Origin of the sequence: Yoonia sp. TsM2_T14_4 (assembly GCF_049602355.1) — a bacterium.
Classification (GTDB): Bacteria; Pseudomonadota; Alphaproteobacteria; order Rhodobacterales; family Rhodobacteraceae; genus Yoonia; species Yoonia vestfoldensis_A.
This window is the reverse complement of sequence record NZ_CP187137.1, coordinates 505,124-526,643: the sequence shown is the minus strand read 5'-3', so window position 1 is coordinate 526,643 and position 21,520 is coordinate 505,124. Positions and strand designations below refer to the sequence as shown.

The window sequence follows — 21,520 nt, the reverse complement described above, 5'->3', positions numbered from 1 at the left end:
CCCACCCGTTAGCCTTGGGGTTGCGAGATCACTCGACCGCCAGCGCCATATCAAGCAGCGCCTGCCCGTTTGGCACATTGTCGACGAAGGACTTGTAAGAACTGGTTTTAGCCAGTTCCAGCCAGGCGTTGAAATCATCCTGTGTCATTTGCGCAATCTCGACACCGGCAGCTTCGAATACGGCGACGGATGCCGCATCTTCGGCCTTGGCTTCGGCAAGATAGAATGCCTCGGCCCGCGCCGCCGCTTCTGTCAGCGCTGCTTTTTGCGCGTCATTCAACCCGTCAAAGGTCGACTTGTTCATCAGGACAGGCTGGTACATGAACCACAACGCGACATCGCCGGCGGGGGTATAACAGCTGACCTGCTCTTGCAGACGGAACGATGCAAAAGACGAAGACGACGTATTCACAGCCTGCAGAACGCCTGTCTGCATCGCATTGTAAATCTCGGACGATGCCATCGACGAAATCGACGCGCCCGCGGCAGCCAGCATCTCCTCGAATGACTTGCCCGCAGCGCGGGTGCTGAGCCCGTTGACATGTTCGGGGCGGGTAATGCATGCGCCGGTACTGGCAAAGCCACCAGCAAGATAGCCATGCACCAGAACCATGATGTCATCTTCGGCAAGCAGGTTTTCAATCTCTGCCATAAAGGGGCTTTCGTTCAGCCGCGCCGCATGGTCGTGATTTTTTACCATGCCCGGCATCAGGGTCAGGTTGTATTCGCCACGCTGGCCGCCGGAATATGACAGCGGATAAACGATCATATCCACCTGACCGCGCGAAAGAGGGTTGTACTGCTCGCGCGCTTTCAACAACGATTCGGACGGAAAAATCCTGATGTCCAGATCAACGCCGGCAGCGGCGACATCGGTCGCAATCATTTCAGCTACTTTGTGGCGTACATCGCCAACGGACCATTGATGCGACAGGCGTAGTTCCACGGCGCTAGCTGCAGAAATGCCCATCCCGAAAACGGCGATTGCCGCAGCAGCGGCATACGTTCGAATTGTCATTATATCCTCCCAGATAACTGCGCTGCGGGCTTTTTAACCGCAACAGCCACAATGCTGCGCGGCTATGCATTCAATGTCAAACGTTTTGCATACAAAAACTCATTGCCCAGACTCTGATCTAAGGATACCTATGGCGGCATGAACACCCGATTGGCCGACCACGTCCGCGAAGCGCTGGAACAGATGATCGTGACAGGCGATTTCGCCGATGGCGAACGCCTTGATGAAATACGTCTGGCAGAACGATTTAACGTGTCGCGCACCCCGCTGCGCGAAGCGTTCCAGGCGCTGGCCGCGTCAGGGCTGGTGCAATTATTACCGCGCCGCGGCGCTTTTGTGCGCCACCCTGCCTTTCACGAAATCATCGAGATGTTCGAAGTGATGGCAGAATTGGAAGCCGTCTGTGGACGCCTCGCCGCGCGCCGCGTCACGCCACAGACGCTCGAACAGATCAAGGCCACCGTGATCGCCTGTGAATGCGCCGCCCATGCAGGTGACAGCGACGGATACTACCGCGAGAATGAACATTTTCATCAGTTGGTTTACATCGCCTCGGGCAACGATTTCCTGGCGAACGAAGCGCAGCGTCTGCACAAGCGCCTGCAACCCTTCCGGCGGATGCAATTGCGGGTGCGCGGCCGCATGATACAGTCGCTTTCCGAACACCGCCTGATTTTGACAGCATTGGAAACCGGCGACAGCACAACCGCAGAAGCAGGGCTTCGCGAACATGTCGCCGTGCAGGGCAGCAAGTTCAATGACCTGATGGCAAGCTATAAACAATCAAACTTGCGCGCGCATTCTCAGCTTGTCAGCATGCGAGAGTAGTTGCCCGATCATTCCCGCCATCTGCGCAAAAACTGACTGACCGACGGCTCGTCCGTCGTGAATGATGTCTTGTCCAGCCTGATCATTGACTTACTGCTAAAGAATGTACCCCGCCGGCCGTTTCTAGCTGAACAACCAAGTCGTTCAGTTTTGTTCGCGCGTGAGGTCCAACATGCTACCCGTACAACTGCGACTGCTGCAGATACTTGAAAAGACCAAAGACGGCGATCGCCTTAGCAGGCAATGTGACATGCTGATCGTGACAATGGTCATTTTGAATATCTCGGCTGTGATCCTCGAAAGCTTTTCGGCGCTGTATGAGGCGTACAGCGCCTGGTTTCATGGATTTGAAATATTCAGCATTGCGTTCTTCAGTATTGAATATCTACTCCGCCTTTGGGCCAACGGGGCGCGGTATCCTGACAGCCCCTCGCGCGGGCGGCGCAAATATGCATTCAGCTTTTATGGGCTGGTTGATCTGCTCGCGATCCTGCCGTTTTATCTGCAACTATTGATGCCCGGGCTAGACCTGCGCATCTTGCGGGTCCTGCGTCTTTTGCGGCTCTTGAAACTATCGCATTATTCCTCTGCGGTAGAGGATCTGATGCAGGCCATCTATGACGAACGACGCGCCTTCGGGGCGGTCGGATACATTCTGGCCATCGTCATCATCGCGAGCTCGGCGCTCATGTATTATGCTGAAGGGGATGCACAGCCTGACAAGCTGTCATCCATTCCTGCCGCGATGTACTGGTCCGTGATTTCATTGACCACCGTCGGCTATGGCGATGTGTCGCCTGTAACCGCTGCGGGCAAGGTCATTTCGATGCTGACCGCATTCATGGGTGTCGCCACCGTCGCGCTTTTTACCGGGATTATGGCAAGCTCGTTCAACAAGCAGCTGGTGCGCAGGAAAGTCATCTTTGAACAAGAACTGCGCAAAGCTTTTGCAGATGGCGTGGTTACGGAACACGAAGAAGTGCTGCTGCAAGCGCTCAAAACGCGGTTTGATTTGACGGATGAACTCACCTCATCCCTGCGAGAACGGATCAAATCCGAAACAGACCGCACAAAGGCCAACATCGACTGAGCCGGGTTTGGGCAGGTCTTAGACACCGAATTGCAGACCGATAAAACCCGACAGCACATCTTGGCCCGTGATGTTGCCATCATTCCGGCTGTACATCATGCCAAGGCTCAGATCGCCAGACCTGAACACAGGGACGCGGTATTCAAAGCCAAGGTCGCGTTGACGCGCAGACGGCGCAAGACCGATGTCATAGCTCGCAAAGCCAATCTCGTTGCCCGACATCTGGACCGGCAGATCCAGCCTTGCCGAACCGTGGGTGATCGCGATCGGCTGACGAACGAAAACAGACAGCACGTCGCCCTTGGCACCGACATCGGCCCGCGCGACCGACATGCCAACGCGGTCATAGACAAGCGTGCTGATAGCGCCCAAGACCCCAGCCCCTTGCCCCGCAGCCACCCCGATTTCGGCACTAAGCCGCAGCGCGGTATCCACCGCAAGCGGGGTAGCGACATCCAGATGCAGCGCATGTGTGACAGATCTGATGTTGCCCACGCCAGGCGGCGCGCCGATGCCCAGGATCGACCCGTCGGCCTGCATTGTCATGACACCGACCTGGGCCTGCGCCTGCCCCAAATCAAAGCTCTGATGCAGCGCAACCCCAGCCATCGCGTCCCCGATCAGGACCGCGGCGCCAAAATCGCCACCGGGTGCTGTTAACGCCACGGCGTCGCCTCCCAACAGATCGACGCCGCTTGCGTCTTGCCAGCCGGTCCCGTCGCCCGCCCATGTGTCCCCGCCCCGGATCGCCGCGTGCCTTGCAAGGCGGCCCGCACCCATGTCGCTGCGCAATCCCGCCATCAATGCCGACGCGGCAGGGTCTGAACGGATCGCAGCCGCCGCAAGAACCGAGCCAGCAACCATGAAGCTGCCATGCATCTGGTCTGTCGTCAGGATGTTCACAGCCGCCAGCGATTGCGCCAGACTGTCGCCGACAGCAGAACCCGCCATGATCGCAGCACTGCCGAGATCGACGCTGCCGCCATCCACCAGCGGCACCACCGCCTGCCCGATCGGCAACAAGGCCGCCCTAAGGTCAAGAAACCCATGCCCGAATTCCGCGTTATATCCATGCGTGATACCGGGCGCAAAAGTGACCACGCCATCATGGGCAAAGAACCCGTTGTCAGCGGTGACCAGCAGCCGGTCGCGCAATTGCGCGGCGGTCAGGTCGGGGAACGCCTCGGCCAACAGCGCGATAGATCCGGCGACCTGTGGCGCGGCAAAGGACGCACCCACACCGATGGCATAGCCGCTATCGTGCCATTGCGTGGCAACCTTGATCTGGCCGTTCGCCGCCATGCAGAACCGCGCTGTTTCAAGACAGGCCGTCGAGATGCGCACAGCACTGGTAACGCCATCGTCGTTGAAGCTGGGGATTGCATTGATGACACTGATCCAGCTGCTTTCAAGATCAGCCGCGCCCAGCGGAAGGGCCGCCATCAGGCTTGCGCTATCAGCATGGTAATCGTTTTGCAGCGCAAAGACGATGACACCGTCAGCCGCAAATGTCCGCAGGCCGCTGATATAGGTTTGCGTGTTGCGCACGAATGCTCTGACATCGGTGTTCTGGACGGTTGCGTCTCTGATGCCCCATGAATTATTCGAGGCAATCGCACCGATACTGGCTGCATCACGCATATGGTTGCCAAGCGCGTGCCAGTTCAGGGCGGCGTTGTAATTCAGATGCCCCTGGTGCAGATCCGCCCCCGGCGCGAACCCAATCATGCCACCGTTCTGCCCGTTGCCCACCAGGACAGAGGCGACCGCAGTACCATGGAATTCACCCCCAGTCGGGGGCTGGCCGGAACTATAGATCGTCTTTGCTTTAAATTGATCATGCGACAACCGCACGCCGCTGTCGATCAGCGACACAATCTGCCCTGCTCCGGTCAGCCCAGTGGACAGCGCATAGTCAAGCCGCGCCGCAGCAAGCGGGGTCGCTGTGACCAGTGCACCGAACCCACCATAGACAGGGTGATCCCTGACGCTGAGGTTGAAACGGAACGTATTCGCAACGTAGCCCGGCAGCGCACGGATGGCGCCCAGCGCGGCTTGATCGAACTCTGTCACGAAATAGCGGTTCCACGGAAACGGATCCCCGCCCACCGTCGGGCCGATATCATCGAACGGGCGACTGACAGGCGGGGTGATCGTGACCCCCAGATGATTGTCGGCTGACCTGTCTTCTGGATTGCAGGCCGCAAAGACCAGCAGCGACACAAAGCAAAGCGCCTTTTTCATGTTCCTGAACCCCCGTTCCACCACGCGAAGATCAAAGGGCCAGAATGTTAAGTTTCGCCTTCGCGCGTTTAACTTTTCGTTTAAAATTGTTAATTAATAATGGCTTAAGATTTCATCAGGGCGAGCCTTGCCTTGATGGATAACGCAGACGATGCCCCGCCAGCCCGCGAATGACGCATGCATCCAAAGCCCGCAGGCCAGCCAAGGCGCATGTGAATTGGGTGTTAAAAACAGTTGCGAACGCTTCTCATTTGCATATAAATGATCGTAACAAGGGACGAATCAAAGGCAACCCAATGTCCACCCAAAGCGTGAAAGCACGGATTTGCGGCGCTGCTGCTGCAATGGCGATCATGACGCCGGCCTTTGCGCAGGACGCACCGCTGAACGTCCTGACCACCGTGACCATGATCGCGGATGTCGCGGCGAATGTGGCGGGCGATTGTGCCACGGTCACATCGCTATTGGGTGCCGGCAGTGACCCACATCTGTACCGCCCGACGGCGGCGGATGTGCAAAAGCTGTCTGGTGCCGACCTGATCCTTTATGTCGATCCCGCGCTCGAAGCGCGGCTGGCCGAGGTCTTGGCAGGTTTCACCAACCGCACACCGACCATCGGCCTTGCACGCGCGAGCTTTGACGACAGCACCTTGCTAGGCGGTGCCGAGGATGCCACACAGATCGACCCGCATCTGTGGATGGATGTCAGCCTTTGGGCGCAAATCGCCCCCGTGATCGCAGATGCCATCGCTGCCCAGCGCCCTGATTGCGCGGATGATCTGACCGCCAATGTCGCCAATTACACGGCCCAGCTGGACGCGCTGCACATGTGGGTAACACAGGCGATCACCTCGATCCCCCAGGATCAGCGCCTGTTGGTCACCGCGCATGACGCCTTTGAATATTTCGCCTCCGGCTATGGCATCACGGCGTCCGAGGCCATCGAAGGCATCAGCACCGAATCCGAGGCCAGCATCGGCGATATCCGCGATGTCGCGGCCTTTGTCGCTGCCAGCGGCGTGCCCGCGGTCTTTGTCGAAACGACGATCAGCCCCCGCACCATCGAGGCGCTGGTGGCAGAGGTTCAAAGCCAGGGGCATGATGTGGTCATCGGTGGCGCGTTGTTTTCGGATGCTATGGGTGATGACGCAACCCCCGAAGGCACCTATATCGGCATGATCCGCGCCAATACGGTGACCGTGACCGAAGCGCTCGGTGGCACATTACCGGATTGGCCAGAGGCGTTGGACGGCTGGGCGCGCGACTGGAGTATCGAGTGAGCGCGCCACAGCGCCATCCACAGAAAAGAGGCGATGATGCGTGACGATACCCTGCACGAGCCTGAACAGGCGCTGCATGTCGAGGATCTGACGGTCACCTACGGCGCGAACCCGGTGTTGTGGGATATCGACCTTGATATCCCCCCCGGGGTAATGTGCGCCATCGTCGGCCCGAACGGCGCGGGCAAATCCACGCTGATCAAGACAGCCTTGGGCCTTGTGCGCCCCGTCGCGGGGCATGTGCGGTTTCTGGGACGGCCCATCGGGCAGATGCGCGGGCAGATCGGCTATGTCCCGCAGCGCCACAGCGTCGATTGGGATTTCCCGACAACCGCGCGCGATGTGGTGGAAATGGGCCTTTACCGCGATCTGGGCTGGCTGCGCCGACCGGGCAAGGCCGAACATGCCCGCGCCTTGGCCGCCTTGGCCGAGGTCGGGATGCAGGATTACGCCGATCGCCAAATCAGCCAATTGTCGGGCGGCCAGCAACAACGCGTCTTTATCGCCCGCGCCTTGGTACAGGACGCCCCCATCCTGATCCTTGACGAACCAATGGCAGGGGTCGATGCCAGCACCGAGGCCATCATCATCGCCTTGCTGAAAAAGCTGCGCGATGCAGGCCGCACGGTGATTGTGGTGCATCACGACCTGACGACGGTGCAAAGCTATTTTGACTGGTTGGTCATGTTGAACGTGCGCATCATCGCGCAGGGCCCCGTCGCGCAGACCTATTCGGCCGACAACCTGCGCGCGGCCTATGGCCGCCATCTGGCAATGATCGCTGTTCCAGCCGCAGAGGCCGCATCTTGACGGCCATCATCGACCTTTTGTCCAGCGATATCGTCCAGACCGTGCTGATCGGCGCTGCGCTGCTGGGCGCGATTTCGGGGATGCTGGGGGCCTTTGCCGTGCTGCGCCGCCAAAGCCTGCTGGGTGACGCGCTCAGCCATGCTGCCCTGCCGGGGGTCTGCCTTGGCTTTTTGATCGCAGGTGGGCGTGATCTGGGCAGCGTCATGGCGGGGGCATTTGGCACAGGGGCGCTCGCTGCACTGATCATGATGCTGATCGTGCGGCGCACGACGTTGAAAACCGACGCCGCGCTTGGCATCGTGCTGAGCGTGTTTTTCGCCGTGGGCATCGTGCTGTTGACCGTGATCCAGACGCAGGGCGGATCGGGCAGCCTGGGTCTGATGACCTTTCTGTTCGGGCAGGCAGCGGCCATCTTGCGCAGCGATCTGTGGGTCATGGGCGGGATCGGTCTGGCCGCAATATTGCTGGTGCTGGCCTTCTGGAAGGAATTCAAGCTGGTCAGTTTCGATACAGCCTTTGCCCGCGCCCAAGGCTTTCCGGTGACCGCGTTAGAGGCAGTGCTGACCGTCATGGTCGCCCTTGCCATCGTGGTCGGCTTGCAGCTGGTCGGGGTGGTACTGATGGTGGCCTTGCTGATCGCACCAGCAGCGGCGGCGCGGCAATGGACCAAGTCGCTGGGCGGAATGGTTGTGGTTTCGGCGGCTATCGGGGCCACATCAGGTGCGGGCGGCGCGCTGGTCAGTGCCACGACACGCGGGCTGGCCACCGGACCTGTCGTCGTGCTGATCGCCACAGGGATCGTGATGGTGTCATTACTGATCGCCCCCGGACGCGGGCTGATCTGGCAGGCCGCCGCCACCCAGCGCGCGCGTGCGCGGATCAGCGACGGGCGGGTGCTGGCCACCTTGCAAGGCTTTGCGCAGATGCATGACGATGCGGGCTATCCATCCGAGCGCGGCATGTTGCAGATCGCCTTGGGTGCGAAACCGCCCGCAGCAACGCTGGCATCGCTGGAAAGCCGCGGGTTGATCCGGTCGGTCACGCATCCGCCCGAAACCACGCCACATTGGGAATTGACCAAAGCAGGCCATACCGAGGCGGCCGCCTTATCGGGCGAGCCTGAAACAAGGCAGCATACCAAATGATCACCGCCTTTTTTCAGTCTATCCCGCTGATGATCGTGCTGACAGGCGTGCTGACGGGCATTTCGGCGGCACTGTTGGGGTCGTTCCTGATCCTGCGCGGCAATGCGATGCTAACCGATGCGATCAGCCATTCTATCGTTTTCGGGATCATCGTCGTGTGGTTGCTGACAGGGCATACATCGGGGCCGGTGCAGGTGCTGGGGGCGGCGATTACCGGTGTTCTGACGGTGGTGCTATCGGAACTTTTGGCGCGATCAAGGCTGGTCAAAATGGACGCAGCCATCGGGCTGGTGTTTCCCGCGCTCTTTGCCGCCGGTGTGATCCTGATCTCGATCAACGCGCGCAACGTGCATTTGGATGTGGACAGCGTGCTGTTGGGCGAGATCGGGTTTGTCTGGCTGAACACCGTGGCCCTGTTCGGGGTCGATGTGCCGGTCGCGGTGGCGACGCTGGGCGCTGTGCTGGTGGTCAACCTCGTCTTCGTGCTGGTGTTGTGGAAGGAACTCAAGCTCGCGACCTTCGACGCAGGGTTGGCCGCCGCCTTGGGGTTTCTGCCCGGCGTGCTGCATTACGCGATCCTGACCCTGACCAGCGTGACGGCGGTCGCGGCATTCGACGCGGTCGGCGCGATCCTGTTCATCGCCTTCGTCGTGGTCCCGCCTGCAACAGCCTATCTGCTGACCCGCAGGCTGTGGTTGATGGTCGTGCTGGCGGTGGGCTTTTCGGTGGCGGCCTGTATCAGCGGGTATTTTCTGGCGTTGCACTGGAATGTATCCATCGGCGGGATGATGGCCAGCATGACGGGCGTCTGGTTTACGCTGGCGCTGCTGTTCGCACCGGCGCAGGGGCTGGTCGCGCAGGCGCTGCGCGCAAGGACCGACCGGCTGGACCATGATTGCCGCGCCTTGGTGGCGCATCTATTCACCCACCAAGATACCCCCGCCATGGCCGAGGAAAACACCCTGCGTGCGCTGGTCAGTCACCTGCGCTGGACCGCGCCGCGCGCCCGCGCCGCTGTGCTGCGCGCGCATGACCGCGACCTGATCGAACGCCGCGATGGCCTGTTGTGCCTGCGCCCCAAAGGCACAGCCGAGGTCGAGGCGATCTTTGGGCGCAGCAACGCCTAACCCTGATTGACGACCCTTTGGGTCTGCACGCCCAGCCCGTCGATGCCAAGACGCATGGTTTCACCACCCGCCAGATAGCGTTGTGGCTTTTGCCCCATACCCACCCCCGGCGGTGTGCCTGTCGAGATGATGTCCCCCGGTTGCAGGCTCATGAACTGCGAACAATAGGCCACCAGATGCGGCACCTTGAAAACCATCGTCGCGGTGCTGCCGTCCTGATAGCGGTTGCCATCCACCTCTAACCAGAGGCGCAAGTTATCATGATCAGCAATCTCGTCACGCGTCACCAGCCATGGGCCAATTGGGCCGAAAGTGTCACAGCCTTTGCCCTTGTCCCACGTGCCTGCGCGTTCGATCTGGTATGCGCGTTCCGACACGTCATTGATCACGCAGAACCCCGCGACATGGGCCATGGCATCGGATTCTTCGATATAGGCGCCACCCTGCCCGATCACGATGCCCAGTTCGACTTCCCAATCGGTCTTGACCGATCCGCGCGGGATCAGGATATCGTCGTCAGGACCAATGATGGCCGACGTCCATTTGTTGAAAATCACCGGTTCTGGTGGCACGGCAAGGCCGCTTTCAGCAGCATGATCGGCATAATTCAGCCCGATACACACGAATTTGCCGACCTGCCCGACACAGGGGCCAAGCCGCAGGTCATGCTGCGGGGTGCCTTCGACAATCGGCAGGCTGTCGATATCAAGCGCCTGCAACCGCGCGATATTGTCGGGCAGCAAACCAGCTGCAGCAATGTCAGCCACATGGGCGGACAGGTCGCGCACCCGGCCTTGCGCATCCAGACATCCGGGTTTTTCCTGACCGCGCTGGCCGTAACGCAATAATTTCATCTGTTTGTCTTCTTTCCCGGTCTATGGGGCGCAGCCACGATCTGCGCTGAAAGTTGCACAATGACCGGCCCCGAGTTTGCGGGTCATGTGATATGCGACTGGGCATGAAAGTAAATGGCTGCGGCGCTCATCCCAGAAATCTGGATCGTGCGGCATTGTATTGTGCGGCCTGCCGTTGTGGGCCAAACCGGTGTCCAATGCTGCGGTGATGAACACATCAGCTATTTTTAGCAACAGGTTGCCGCTCGGTAAGCCGCAGATCACCGGCGAGTTCGCGCACGGCAACCTGCGCAGCACCGGTGCTTTGCTTGATCAATGCGACCAGATCGACAAGCGCCGCAGGATCGCTTGTTTTGTACAAGCGCAACGTTTCGCAGTGGTTTCCCGCATGCTGCAACCCCAGCGTCATGGCCGCCCCATTGAGCATATGCAGCGCCTCGTCCAGACGATTGGGGGCAGGACGGTCGGCACCCGCTTTGACCATCCGGGCAACCGCCTCGGCATCCTTGCAAAGCTGGTCCAGCAAATCGCACAACAGATCAGGGCCCAGTTCATCCAGCACCAAGTGCAATTGTGCCATGTCCAACATCGTATCGGACATGGGGGCTGTCGGTTTTTCGATGACCGGTTTGGGCAAGGTCATGCAGCCACGCAGCATAGATCCCAATTTGTCGCGGGTCACGGGCTTGGCCACGAAATCGGTCATGCCGGCGTCCAGACAGCGCTGCCGGTCCTCGGCATAGGCATTAGCGGTCAGGCCGATGATCGGCAGATCAATGCCAAGGGCGCGGATCGCGCGGGTCGCTGCCAGACCGTCCATCACCGGCATCTGCAAATCCATCAACACGATGTCAAAGGCAGCCAGCTGCACAAGATCAAGCGCGATGCTGCCGTCATTGGCAGTAACGACCCGCGCGCCGAAACTTTGAAGCAACGCCGCGGCCACCTCGCGGTTGATGGCGTTATCCTCGACCAGCAGCACCCGGATATCGCGGGGCACATCCGGCTGGACCGGGATGGCGCGCACTGCCACAGGCGCCGCCGGTCCCAGGACCGTGACCGGCAGTTCAACCCAGAACACGCTGCCCCGGCCTATCGCGCTTTCGACGCCGATCCGCCCCCCCATTCCGGTGACGACCCGCCGACAGATCGCAAGCCCCAGCCCAGTCCCGCCAAACGGGCGCGATTCCGATCCTTCAATCTGGCTGAAATCGCGGAACAGCTTGCTGTGATCTTCGGACGCAATGCCGATACCGCTGTCTTGCACCTCAATGCGCAAACCGTCCTGCGCCAAAAGCATCCCACGCACGCTAACGCTACCCGCGGGCGTGAACTTGATCGCATTGGACACAAGGTTCAAAAGGATCTGCCGCAGGCGGATTTCATCGGTCATGATTGTTATGGCGGGCAGATCAATATCGAACGAAAGACCGGCATCCGCAATGCGCGCTTGAAACACATCATGGACAAGACCAGCCACATCAGGCAGCGAGACAGGCGCATTATTGAAGGTGACGCCGTTGGCATCAAGATTCGAATAATCAAGAATATCGTTGATGATATCGAGCAAAACATGACCTGACCGCCAGATTGTGAGAACGCGGCGCGATTGCGCAGGGTCCAGATCTTCGGTCCGCAAAAGATCGGCTGCCCCGATGATGCCGTTCAGCGGGGTGCGGATTTCATGGCTCATCGTGGCCAAAAACATCGATTTGGCCGCACTTGCAGCCTCGGCGGCGGCGGCACTGCGCGAATTTCGGACCGAAAGCTCGCGCAATTGTTTCTGGGTCTGGGAAATAATGCGCAGATCAAGAAATTGCAGCAGGATCGTGCAGATGAAAACCAGCGCTGCAACCCCCGCAGCCACGGCAAGCCGCTGGTACAAGGCAAATGCCTGCTGCCTGCTTGCAACACGGGCCTCGTTCAGCGTCGCATTGGTCGCGATCACAAGATCGTTGCTGGTCGTATTGACCTTTTGAGCCTCGGCAAGGATGAGCGGCAAGGCGTCTTCGACTGCCGTCCGGTCACCAGCAATCGTATCAATCATCTGCGCCAGTTCATATATTTCCTGACTGACGGCGGCCTCTATGATCCGCAATTCGCTTGAGGATTGAAAAGAATCCGAAAAAACACCCCGATCAAGCAAGGCGATCCGGCTATACAACAGGTCAAAGCCGAGCAAGACCGCGTCAATCGCATCGGGCGTCGGGTTGTTCTGCGCCTCCAGCACGAGCTGGGTCAGCCGCGACGCTTGGCGGTTAGTCTGGAAAACCGCCCACATCGCATCTTCGCGCACGCTTTGCAGCATAACCTGCCGGCGATCCTGTAAACTGGCGAAAAGATAGGCTGTCGCTGCGATCATTGCCAGACCCAGCACCATCAATGCGAAGGTAACCCAGCGAACGGACACGGTCCAACCCAATATCTTGGGATAGACCACCTTAGTCCCCGACGTCAATCTTTGCGATCTGCCAGACAGATCGGCCAAAATAAACCTCGTCGAACAGGTCGGGGTTGTCATCAAAAGGGTAAATCAAAAATAACGGGCCTTTGTCACGCACCGACATCAAATGCCCATCCAGATGGGTTGCAAGCACGACATTCAGATCGCGCAGGTCGCTGGCCGGAACGGTGGCGGCGTAATCGTTCAGCGCGACGACGCGCAATGTCGCACCCTGCGCGCCCACCGCATCCAAAAGTGCGGCACCCAGCGGACCACTGAAATCATGGGTACCCTCGAACCAAGGGGTCGCGGTTGTAATGGTGCCCTGCTGCAAATCTTGTAGCATCGCGCGGTCAAATCGCGCCACGCCATTCCCGTTGGTATGAGCGATATTTCCCGAAACCGTCAGGATCACCTCACCTTGCGGGGCGGGCAATTCAGCCGCCTGTAACAAAGAGGCGGACATGGACAGGACAAAAAACAGCAGATATTTCATCTCGTTCCCCTGTTTTGTAGCATTTCAAGCAACGTGGGTGGTGACAGCAGGGTCTGTATAATAATTTTTTATTTCGGTTAAGCCCGCAGTGAAGGCGAGCACGCAGCGCGGATCAAAGTGACGCCCTGACTGGCGAAGGATTTCGGCGTAGGCTTTCTCGAAAGACCAAGCTTCCTTATAAGGCCGTTCTGAAAAAAGTGCATCAAAAACATCTGCAACTGCCGTAATTCGGGCAGGCAGCGGAATATCCGTGCCGGCAAGACCCTTTCCATAGCCGCTGCCATCCCATTTTTCGTGATGATACAGCGCGATGTCATAGGCCATGCGGATCAGGTCGCTGTCGCCGTCTTTGAGGATTTCCGCCCCGATTTCGATGTGACGCTGGATTTCCAGCCGCTCGTCATCGGTCAGGGCTGCGGGCTTGTTCAACACAGCGTCGCTGATGCCGATCTTGCCGGTATCATGCAGCGGTGCCGCCAGATAGATCGTCCTGCAAAAGGCCTTACTTTGCCCCAATGTGCGGGCGATGATTTCGGCCACAGCCGCCACGCGAGAGATATGTTGCTGGGTCGTGCCGTCACGCAATTCGATGGCGCGCGCCAGTCGCCAGATCAGTTCTTCCTCGCGTTCGGCCAGTTTGCGGGTGGCCTGCCGCACTTCGGCATCAAGGTGCAAGGCCCGATCCATCAGCGCCAACTGAGCCTTGCGCAATGACAAAAGGTTTTGGGCGCGCACGCGCAATTCATCAGGGTCAAAGGGTTTATTCAGAAAATCCGTCGCCCCCGAACGCACAGCCGACAGGCGCAATTCGCGGTCATGATCAGCCGTCAGCATGATGACGGGAATGAACTGGTAATCGGCCAGGGCGCGCAGATGCGTGATACAGGTGATCCCGTCCATGTCTGGCATGCGATAATCGACAAGCACCAGATCGAACATCACGTCACGGCACCGCGCCAGTGCCGATATCGCGTCAGAGAAACATTCGACCTCGTATTCCTCGGAACGGGACAGAACGGCGCGGATCACACTCCGGCTGATCGGTTCGTCGTCGACAATACATACACGCATTGTTTTGATGGCCCCTCACTTTTCACTGCGTTTCCTGCCGGGTCCCCGCAAGAGACAAGGATAGCGGTCGAATATTCGTCACCAGTTCTTAATTATACGTAAACTCATGTTTCAGGTCCGTCGAAAAGACGACGGGCCGCCGCACAACACCATATCGTTCATTCTTGCGGCGCGCGCAAAATTTCCCATATGGACATGATGCCATGGAATAATCCGGCAAGGTGCAAAATGGGCTATTTAAAAACAGCGATATTGATGGCGGCGATGACCGCGCTTTTCATGGGGATCGGCTATCTGCTGGGCGGTGCCGGCGGTGCTGTGATCGCGCTGGTCGTCGCGGCGGTGATGAATGTCGTGACCTGGTGGAACTCCGACAAGCTGGTCTTGCGGATGCATGGCGCCGAACCCGTCACGCGCGGCGACCCGATGGGCCTGCATGCGATGACCGCCGAACTGGCGCGCAATGCGGGCCTGCCAGAACCCAAGCTTTACCTGATCGACACTCCACAGCCGAATGCCTTTGCAACAGGGCGCAATCCGGCCAATGCGGCCGTGGCGGTGACGACCGGTCTTTTGCGTGACCTGACCCGCGAGGAACTGGCAGGGGTGATCGCGCATGAGCTGGCGCATATCCGCAACCACGACACCGCGATCATGACCGTGACCGCCACCTTTGCCGGTGCAATCTCGATGCTGGCGAATTTCGCGCTGTTCTTTGGCGGATCGCGCGAACGGATGGGGCTGATCGGCACGCTGGCGCTGATGTTTCTCGCACCCTTTGCCGCCACCATTGTGCAGATGGCGATCAGCCGGACCCGCGAATATGCCGCCGACAAGGCCGGGGCCGAGATTTGCGGCAACCCGCTGTGGTTAGCCGCGGCGCTGGAAAAGATCGCTGTCGGGGCGGCACGGATCGACAATCATGCCGCAGAGCGAAACCCTGCCACCGCGCATCTGTTCATCATCAACCCGCTGCATGCCCACAAGCATGACAATCTGTTCGCAACCCACCCCGCAACGCAGAACCGCATCGCCGCCCTGCGCGCCATGGCGCGTCAAGACCGGCCAGCACCAGCAGCACAGCACGTCCGCAGGGGTGTTCCCTCAACACGCAGGCGCAGCGGGCCTTGGGGCTGATCAGGCCATCGTCGCGCCCTGCTGGCCTGCGACCGTGACAGCGGTGTGCCAGCCACGACACGCATCTGCCAGTCTGGGGGGCAGCGGCGCATCGGTATAAAACCCGTCCATCTGCGCCAGCGAGCCGATCCGTGCAGGCGCACGGCGCGCAAATTTGGAATGATCGGCCACAAGAAAGCTGCGCCGCGCCTGCCGCAGGATCGCTTGGCTAACCCCGACTTCCTGAATGTCATAATCGAGCATGTCGCCATCTTCATCCAGCGCCGAACAGCTGATGATCGCCAGATCGAACTTGAACTGCCCAATCGCCTGCGTTGTCACAGTACCGACCAGCCCCGCATCGGTGCGCCGCAACAGGCCACCGACCACGATGATTTCGCAATGGGGATTGTCGATCAGGATATTGGCGACGTTCAGATTATTGGTCAGCACCATGATATCGCGGTGTTTCAGCAAGGCCCGCGCCACAGCCTCGGTGGTGGTGCCGATGTTCAAAAACAGCGAACAGCCATTGGGAATATCGCGCGCGCAGGCCAGGGCAATCGCAGCCTTGCCCACCTCGTTCAAATCGCGGCGGTCCTGATAGCCGATATTAGCCACGGTGGACGGCAGGATCGCGCCGCCATGCACGCGCTGCAACTTGCCCTGATCGGCCAGATCGGCCAGATCGCGCCGGATCGTTTGCATCGTAACCGCAAAATGCGCGGCCAGATCTTCAACCACAACACGTCCGTCACGGCGGGCAATGACCTGAATATCGCGTAAACGTTCGGCCTGTGACATGAAACGGACCTTTCCGGGGTTGGGTGTATCAATCTGCGCGGGCGGATCGAATCGCGCGCCTTGCAGCCCATGTTCGTTTTAGCCGGCTTTCTGCACCACCGCGAACAGGAAATCGGGAACAAATGCGGAATATAGGCGCTAAAAATGTTCGTTTATAGAAAAACGAGCATTTTTTATCTTTAAAACGAAAGAACTTGCGCATCGGCTTTGGCGGTGTTTAGGTTTGCGACAGCTGTATACACGCCGCATGCCAAAGGGGGTCGCATGGCACAATCCGCGCAAAAATCCGCCACGATCCATGATCTTCTGGTGATCGGCGGCGGCATTAACGGCTGCGGCATCGCGCGCGACGCGGCCGGGCGCGGCCTGTCTGTCGTGCTGGCCGAAAAAGGCGATCTGGCGGGGGCTACGTCTTCCGCCTCGACCAAGCTGTTTCATGGCGGGCTGCGCTATCTGGAATATTTCGAATTCCGGCTGGTCCGCGAGGCGCTGATCGAACGCGAAACGCTGCTGCGCGCGATGCCGCATATTTCATGGCCGATGCGGTTCGTGCTGCCCTATCACAAGGACATGCGCTTCGACAGCGACACGCCGACATCGCGGCTGTTGAGCCTGATACTGCCATGGATGAAAGGGCGAAGACCCGCTTGGCTGATCCGGCTGGGGCTGTTTTTGTATGACAATCTTGGCGGCCGCAAGATCCTGCCCGGCACGACGACGATCAGCCTGACAGACACGCCCGAGGGCGCGCCGCTGGATGACCGTTTCGCCAAGGCCTATGAATATTCCGACGCATGGGTCGAGGATTCGCGCCTTGTCGTGCTGAATGCCCGTGATGCCGCCGCGCGCGGTGCCACGATCATGACCCACGCCGAGGTGGTTTCCGCCCAAGCGACCAACGGCATCTGGCAGGTCACGGTCAGGACGGCGCAGGGTGACCAGGTCATCGCCGCGCGGATGCTGGTCAATGCCTCTGGTCCTTGGGCGGGCGATGTGATCCATGGCACGCTGAGGCTGAACAGCCGCGAAAACGTGCGTCTTGTGCGCGGCAGCCATATCGTGACGCGCAAGCTCTTCGATCATGACAAATGCTATTTCTTTCAAGGCACCGACGGGCGGATCATCTTTGCGATCCCCTATGAGCAGGATTTCACCCTGATCGGCACCACGGACGCTGACCATGACGACCCGGCACGCGCGCCTGTTTGTACCGACGCAGAACGCGATTACCTGTGCGATTTCGCCAGCCAGTATTTCAAACGCCCCGTGACCAAGGACGATATTGTCTGGACCTATTCGGGCGTCCGCCCGCTTTATGATGACGGGGCCAGTTCGGCCAGCGCCGCGACCCGCGATTACACGCTCAAGGTTGACACATCAGCAGGTGCGCCGGTGCTGAACATCTTTGGCGGCAAGATCACGACCTACCGGCGGCTGGCGGAATCCGCGCTGGACAAGATCGGCGCAACCCTGCCCTTGTCGCGGGGCAACTGGACGGCGGGCGTACCCTTGCCAGGCGGTGATTTCCCATATGATGGGGTCGGGGCGCTGATCGCAGACCTGCAGCGCGACTATCCGTTCCTGACCGATGGCTGGGCGCGCCGGCTGGTGCGCGCCTATGGCACCGAAGCGCGCGACGTGCTGGGCAAGGCTGCGAATACGACTGATCTGGGCCGCGATTTCGGCGCGACCCTGACCGAGGCCGAGGTTCGCTGGCTGATGACGCAAGAATATGCCCAGAGCGCCGAAGATGTGCTGTGGCGCCGGTCGAAACTGGGCCTGCGGTTAAATCAAAATCAGGTGGCGGTTCTGGAAGAGTGGATCGCCAGCCATTCAATTGAAATGATGCGCGCTGCAGAATAACGCCGGCGCATTCTGGGTGGAAATAACATGTCGCTAGTCTTGGACAGCGTCAGCAAGGTCGTTGATGGGCAGAACCATATCTAACCCGACAGACCTGAGACTGCAACGCGGCACGCTGATGCGCCTGATGGCGGGACTTGATGTGCCAGCAACAGGGCGCGTCATCTGGGGAGGCCGTGATGTGACCGGCATGCGAGTGCAGGACCGCAAGCCGCTGGACGGAATAAGCCAAATGCCGGGGCGCCCTTTACGCCCCCGCTCCCCGTGGCAAAGCGGCCCACTGGCTGCTTTGCCACAATCATGACAAGCTGCCAAGCAAGCAGAGGACCGACTCAATGGGATATATTCTGGCACTCGATCAGGGCACCACATCCAGCCGTGGAATCGTATTCGGCCCCGATATGCGGATCGTGGCGACAGCGCAGGAAGAATTCCCGCAGCATTATCCGGCCTCGGGCTGGGTCGAACATGACCCCTCCGACCTGTGGGCCTCGACCGCGGCAACCGCACGGGCGGCCATCGAAAAGGCAGGTCTGAAAGCCAAGGATATCGCCGCCATCGGCATCACTAACCAGCGCGAAACCACGCTGGTCTGGGACCGCAAGACCGGCAAACCGATCCATAACGCAATTGTCTGGCAGGACCGCCGCACTGCCGATTTCTGCGCCAAATTGCGCGCGGACGGGCATGAAGACATGATTACCCGCCGCACCGGCCTGCTGGTCGATCCCTATTTTTCCGCAACCAAGCTGAAATACATTCTTGATGTCGTGGACGGCGCGCGTGACCGCGCCCGCAAGGGTGAACTGGCCTTCGGGACCGTAGACAGCTGGCTGATCTGGAACCTGACCGGCGGGCGCAGCCATGTGACCGATGCCACCAATGCCGCACGCACGATGCTTTATGACATCCACAAAGGAAGGTGGAGCCAGACAATCTGCGACCTGTTCGACATCCCGCAGGCCATGCTGCCGCAGGTTCGCGATTGTGCCGCCGATTTCGGACATACCCGCGCCGATCTGTTCGGCCATGAAATCCCGATCCTTGGCGTTGCAGGCGACCAGCAGGCCGCGACCATCGGACAGGCCTGTTTCCAGCCCGGCATGGTAAAATCCACCTATGGCACCGGCTGTTTTGTAGTGCTGAACACCGGCGATACGCCTGTCGCCTCGACCAATAAACTGTTGACCACCATTGCCTATCAGCTGGACGGCAAGCCCACGTATGCGTTGGAAGGGTCGATCTTTATCGCGGGGGCTGTCGTGCAATGGTTGCGCGACGGGATCAAGGTGATCCGCGCCGCCCCCGAAACCCAAGGGCTGGCCGAAACTGCCGATCCGTCGCAGGACCTGATCCTTGTGCCTGCTTTCGTGGGCCTTGGCGCGCCTTACTGGGCGCCGCAGGCACGCGGCGCGATCTTTGGCATGACCCGCAATTCGGGGCCTGCGGAATTTGCCCGCGCGGCACTGGAATCCGTCGGCTACCAGACCCGCGATCTGCTCGAGGCGATGCAGGCCGACTGGACCCGCGATGCCGCCGAGCCGTCCTTGCGCGTCGATGGCGGCATGGCCGCGAATGACTACGCGATGCAGTTTCTGTCCGACATCATAGGTGCGCCGGTGGACCGTCCGCAGGTGCTGGAAACAACGGCGCTGGGGGCGGCATGGCTGGCAGGCATGCGCGCGGGCGTCTGGCCGGATATGGACGCCTTTGCCAAGGTCTGGGCCGTTGACCGCCAGTTTACCCCCCAGATGGCCGCAGGGGACCGTGACACGCGCTATGCCCGCTGGGGCCGTGCGGTCAACGCGGTGCTGGCGGTGTGATGATCGCGCCTTTCGGCTTTGCCACCGCTGGCACGATCCGGTTCGGCCGTGGGGTGCTGGCCGAGGCTGCGCCCTTTGCCGCCACCTTTGCGCGCGTGCTGCTGGTGCGGTCTGCCTCGGTCATGGCAGCGGACGGGCTGGCGCGTGACCTGCGCCGGACCTGTGCCGTGCTGGACCTGATCGTCAAAGGCGAACCCGACCTGCCCGCAATCACCACACATCTGGCGACCACCCGTCCGTTCGCGCCTGACCTGATCATCGCCATCGGCGGCGGTGCGGTGATCGACTATGGCAAGGCGCTGGCCGCGCTGATCCCCGCCCCGCACGGCGCGCTGCGCTATCTGGAGGTGGTGGGCGACGGCAAACCGCTGGATGCCGCCCCCCTGCCCCTGATCGCAATCCCAACGACCGCTGGCACCGGCACCGAAGTCACCCGCAACACGGTGATCGGCGTGCCAGAGGCCGGGCGCAAGGTATCCTTGCGCGATCCACGGCTTTATCCGACGCTGGCGCTGGTCGATCCCGACCTGTGCCTGTCCTGCCCCAAGGGTGTCGTGCTGGCATCAGGTCTGGATGCGATCACGCAGGTCATCGAACCCTTCATCAGCGCGCGCGCCAATCCGGTCACCGATGCTGTGTGCCGTGACGCAATCCCGCGCGGGTTGGCGGCGTTGCACCGGATCATGGATCATGATGACGCCCGCGCATGGGATGCTATGGCGCTGACCAGCCTCTGCGGCGGGATCGCGCTGGCCAATGCGGGGCTGGGGGCGGTGCATGGCTTTGCCGGTGTGATCGGCGGGCGGACGGGTGCGGCGCATGGCGCGATCTGTGGCACATTGCTGGTGCCGGTGCTGCAGGCCAATCTGGCCGCAACGCAGGCCGATGCGGCGGCGCGGATCACATGGGTCATCGACCGGATCACGGGTGAATTCGGCAGCCTGACCGATTTCGATCACTGGACCCGCGACCACGGCCTGCCACGGCTGGCCGCACTTGGTCTGCCCCCCGAAACCCACGCGGCAGTGGCGCGCGAGGCGAAAGACGCGTCGTCCTACAAGGCCAATCCGGTTGATCTGGACATGGGGGCCTTGCTGGACATCCTTGCACGCGGATAGGCCTGGCGCGGCAGGGTCGCCGTTGGGCCGATGATCCCGCGCTTAACTGCCGCGATAGGTTGAAAAGCCGAAAGGCGAAACCAGCAGCGGGACATGGTAATGCGATGCAGGATCATTGATGCCGAACCGAATCGGGATGTCGTCCAAAAACCGCGGATCATCGCTGCGGCCAAAATAATCGCCCGCTTGAAACACGAGTTCATACCGCCCGACGGCAAAATCCGCGGCGGGCAGGATCGGGCTGTCGGTGCGCCCATCGCCATTGGTAACCATCGTTGCCAGATGCACCCGCGCATCGCCGTCCAGACGGTACAGATCAACCTTGATCCCCGCTGCAGGCACGCCGCCTGCGGTATCCAGCACATGGGTTGTCAGAAATCCGGCCATAGT

The 21,520-nt window shown here is 60.3% G+C and carries 18 protein-coding genes and 1 pseudogene; 11 read left to right on the top strand and 8 right to left on the bottom strand.

Going from position 1 to position 21,520, the window contains the following annotated elements:
- Positions 1 to 28: 28 nt before the first annotated feature.
- On the bottom strand, positions 29 to 1,018 hold the full coding sequence (gene dctP, locus ACPF9B_RS02465) for a TRAP transporter substrate-binding protein DctP (protein ID WP_040482860.1): 990 nt from the start codon (positions 1,016 to 1,018) through the stop codon (positions 29 to 31).
- Positions 1,019 to 1,156: 138 nt separating this feature from the next.
- Here dctP and ACPF9B_RS02460 point away from each other — a divergent pair, with 138 nt between their 5' ends.
- Together ACPF9B_RS02460 and ACPF9B_RS02455 are read left to right on the top strand one after the other, a co-directional pair.
- Entirely contained in the window at positions 1,157 to 1,846 is a 690-nt protein-coding gene (locus tag ACPF9B_RS02460) for a GntR family transcriptional regulator (RefSeq protein WP_424178994.1), read from the top strand.
- A 250-nt stretch (positions 1,847 to 2,096) separates the two neighbouring features.
- Positions 2,097 to 2,936, top strand: a complete 840-nt coding sequence (locus ACPF9B_RS02455; RefSeq protein WP_424178992.1) for an ion transporter — start codon at positions 2,097 to 2,099, stop codon at positions 2,934 to 2,936.
- A gap of 18 nt (positions 2,937 to 2,954) precedes the next feature.
- Here the strand turns inward: ACPF9B_RS02455 and ACPF9B_RS02450 are convergent, their stop codons facing one another.
- Positions 2,955 to 5,180, bottom strand: coding sequence for a S8 family peptidase (locus ACPF9B_RS02450; RefSeq protein WP_424178990.1), 2,226 nt, complete (start codon positions 5,178 to 5,180; stop codon positions 2,955 to 2,957).
- 296 nt (positions 5,181 to 5,476) lie between these two features.
- On the opposite strand from ACPF9B_RS02450, the gene ACPF9B_RS02445 reads away from it, so the two are divergent.
- The 4 genes from ACPF9B_RS02445 to ACPF9B_RS02430 are packed head-to-tail and all read left to right on the top strand — an operon-like array spanning position 5,477 to position 9,542.
- Complete coding sequence (locus ACPF9B_RS02445) at positions 5,477 to 6,460, top strand: metal ABC transporter solute-binding protein, Zn/Mn family (RefSeq protein ID WP_007205575.1); 984 nt, start codon at positions 5,477 to 5,479, stop codon at positions 6,458 to 6,460.
- 33 nt (positions 6,461 to 6,493) lie between these two features.
- Entirely contained in the window at positions 6,494 to 7,270 is a 777-nt protein-coding gene (locus tag ACPF9B_RS02440) for a metal ABC transporter ATP-binding protein (protein WP_007205576.1), read from the top strand.
- Positions 7,267 to 8,415, top strand: a complete 1,149-nt coding sequence (locus ACPF9B_RS02435; RefSeq protein ID WP_424178987.1) for a metal ABC transporter permease — start codon at positions 7,267 to 7,269, stop codon at positions 8,413 to 8,415. Before ACPF9B_RS02440 ends, ACPF9B_RS02435 begins: the two co-directional genes overlap by 4 nt.
- Positions 8,412 to 9,542, top strand: a complete 1,131-nt coding sequence (locus ACPF9B_RS02430) for a metal ABC transporter permease (RefSeq protein WP_007205578.1) — start codon at positions 8,412 to 8,414, stop codon at positions 9,540 to 9,542. The genes ACPF9B_RS02435 and ACPF9B_RS02430 overlap by 4 nt, the downstream gene beginning before the upstream one ends.
- Here the strand turns inward: ACPF9B_RS02430 and ACPF9B_RS02425 are convergent.
- The 4 genes from ACPF9B_RS02425 to ACPF9B_RS02410 form a co-directional block, all read right to left on the bottom strand.
- Positions 9,539 to 10,396: a fumarylacetoacetate hydrolase family protein gene (locus tag ACPF9B_RS02425; protein ID WP_007205579.1), complete on the bottom strand. Its 858-nt coding sequence runs from the start codon at positions 10,394 to 10,396 to the stop codon at positions 9,539 to 9,541. The two genes, ACPF9B_RS02430 and ACPF9B_RS02425, sit on opposite strands and share 4 nt — an antisense overlap.
- 217 nt (positions 10,397 to 10,613) lie before the next feature.
- Entirely contained in the window at positions 10,614 to 12,806 is a 2,193-nt protein-coding gene (locus tag ACPF9B_RS02420; protein WP_424178984.1) for an ATP-binding protein, read from the bottom strand.
- A gap of 31 nt (positions 12,807 to 12,837) precedes the next feature.
- The gene (locus ACPF9B_RS02415; RefSeq protein ID WP_424178982.1) at positions 12,838 to 13,335 is read right to left on the bottom strand and encodes a hypothetical protein; all 498 of its coding nucleotides are present in this window, start codon (positions 13,333 to 13,335) and stop codon (positions 12,838 to 12,840) included.
- A 24-nt stretch (positions 13,336 to 13,359) separates the two neighbouring features.
- The gene (locus ACPF9B_RS02410) at positions 13,360 to 14,406 is read right to left on the bottom strand and encodes an HD-GYP domain-containing protein (RefSeq protein ID WP_424178980.1); all 1,047 of its coding nucleotides are present in this window, start codon (positions 14,404 to 14,406) and stop codon (positions 13,360 to 13,362) included.
- Positions 14,407 to 14,634: 228 nt separating this feature from the next.
- Here ACPF9B_RS02410 and htpX point away from each other — a divergent pair, with 228 nt between their 5' ends.
- Positions 14,635 to 15,543 (top strand): zinc metalloprotease HtpX, encoded by a 909-nt coding sequence (gene htpX / locus ACPF9B_RS02405; RefSeq protein ID WP_424178978.1) that lies wholly within the window; start codon positions 14,635 to 14,637, stop codon positions 15,541 to 15,543.
- On the opposite strand, the gene ACPF9B_RS02400 is transcribed toward htpX, so the two are convergent.
- On the bottom strand, positions 15,544 to 16,326 hold the full coding sequence (locus ACPF9B_RS02400) for a DeoR/GlpR family DNA-binding transcription regulator (RefSeq protein WP_424178976.1): 783 nt from the start codon (positions 16,324 to 16,326) through the stop codon (positions 15,544 to 15,546).
- Positions 16,327 to 16,590: 264 nt separating this feature from the next.
- Between ACPF9B_RS02400 and glpD the strand changes: the two genes are divergently transcribed.
- The 4 genes and pseudogenes from glpD (at position 16,591) to ACPF9B_RS02380 (ending at position 21,130) form a co-directional block, all read left to right on the top strand.
- Positions 16,591 to 18,189 carry a glycerol-3-phosphate dehydrogenase gene (gene glpD / locus ACPF9B_RS02395; protein ID WP_424178974.1) on the top strand — a complete coding sequence of 533 codons (1,599 nt, stop codon included), beginning with the start codon at positions 16,591 to 16,593 and terminating at the stop codon, positions 18,187 to 18,189.
- A gap of 27 nt (positions 18,190 to 18,216) precedes the next feature.
- Positions 18,217 to 18,400 (top strand): annotated as a pseudogene (locus tag ACPF9B_RS02390) (ABC transporter ATP-binding protein); the annotation flags it as partial.
- Positions 18,401 to 18,524: 124 nt separating this feature from the next.
- Positions 18,525 to 20,012 (top strand): glycerol kinase GlpK, encoded by a 1,488-nt coding sequence (glpK, locus tag ACPF9B_RS02385; RefSeq protein ID WP_424178972.1) that lies wholly within the window; start codon positions 18,525 to 18,527, stop codon positions 20,010 to 20,012.
- Positions 20,012 to 21,130, top strand: a complete 1,119-nt coding sequence (locus ACPF9B_RS02380; RefSeq protein WP_424178970.1) for an iron-containing alcohol dehydrogenase — start codon at positions 20,012 to 20,014, stop codon at positions 21,128 to 21,130. The genes glpK and ACPF9B_RS02380 overlap by 1 nt, the downstream gene beginning before the upstream one ends.
- 42 nt (positions 21,131 to 21,172) lie before the next feature.
- Here the strand turns inward: ACPF9B_RS02380 and uraH are convergent, their stop codons facing one another.
- Positions 21,173 to 21,517, bottom strand: coding sequence for a hydroxyisourate hydrolase (gene uraH, locus ACPF9B_RS02375; RefSeq protein WP_007205590.1), 345 nt, complete (start codon positions 21,515 to 21,517; stop codon positions 21,173 to 21,175).
- Between the last annotated feature and the right edge of the window lie 3 nt (positions 21,518 to 21,520).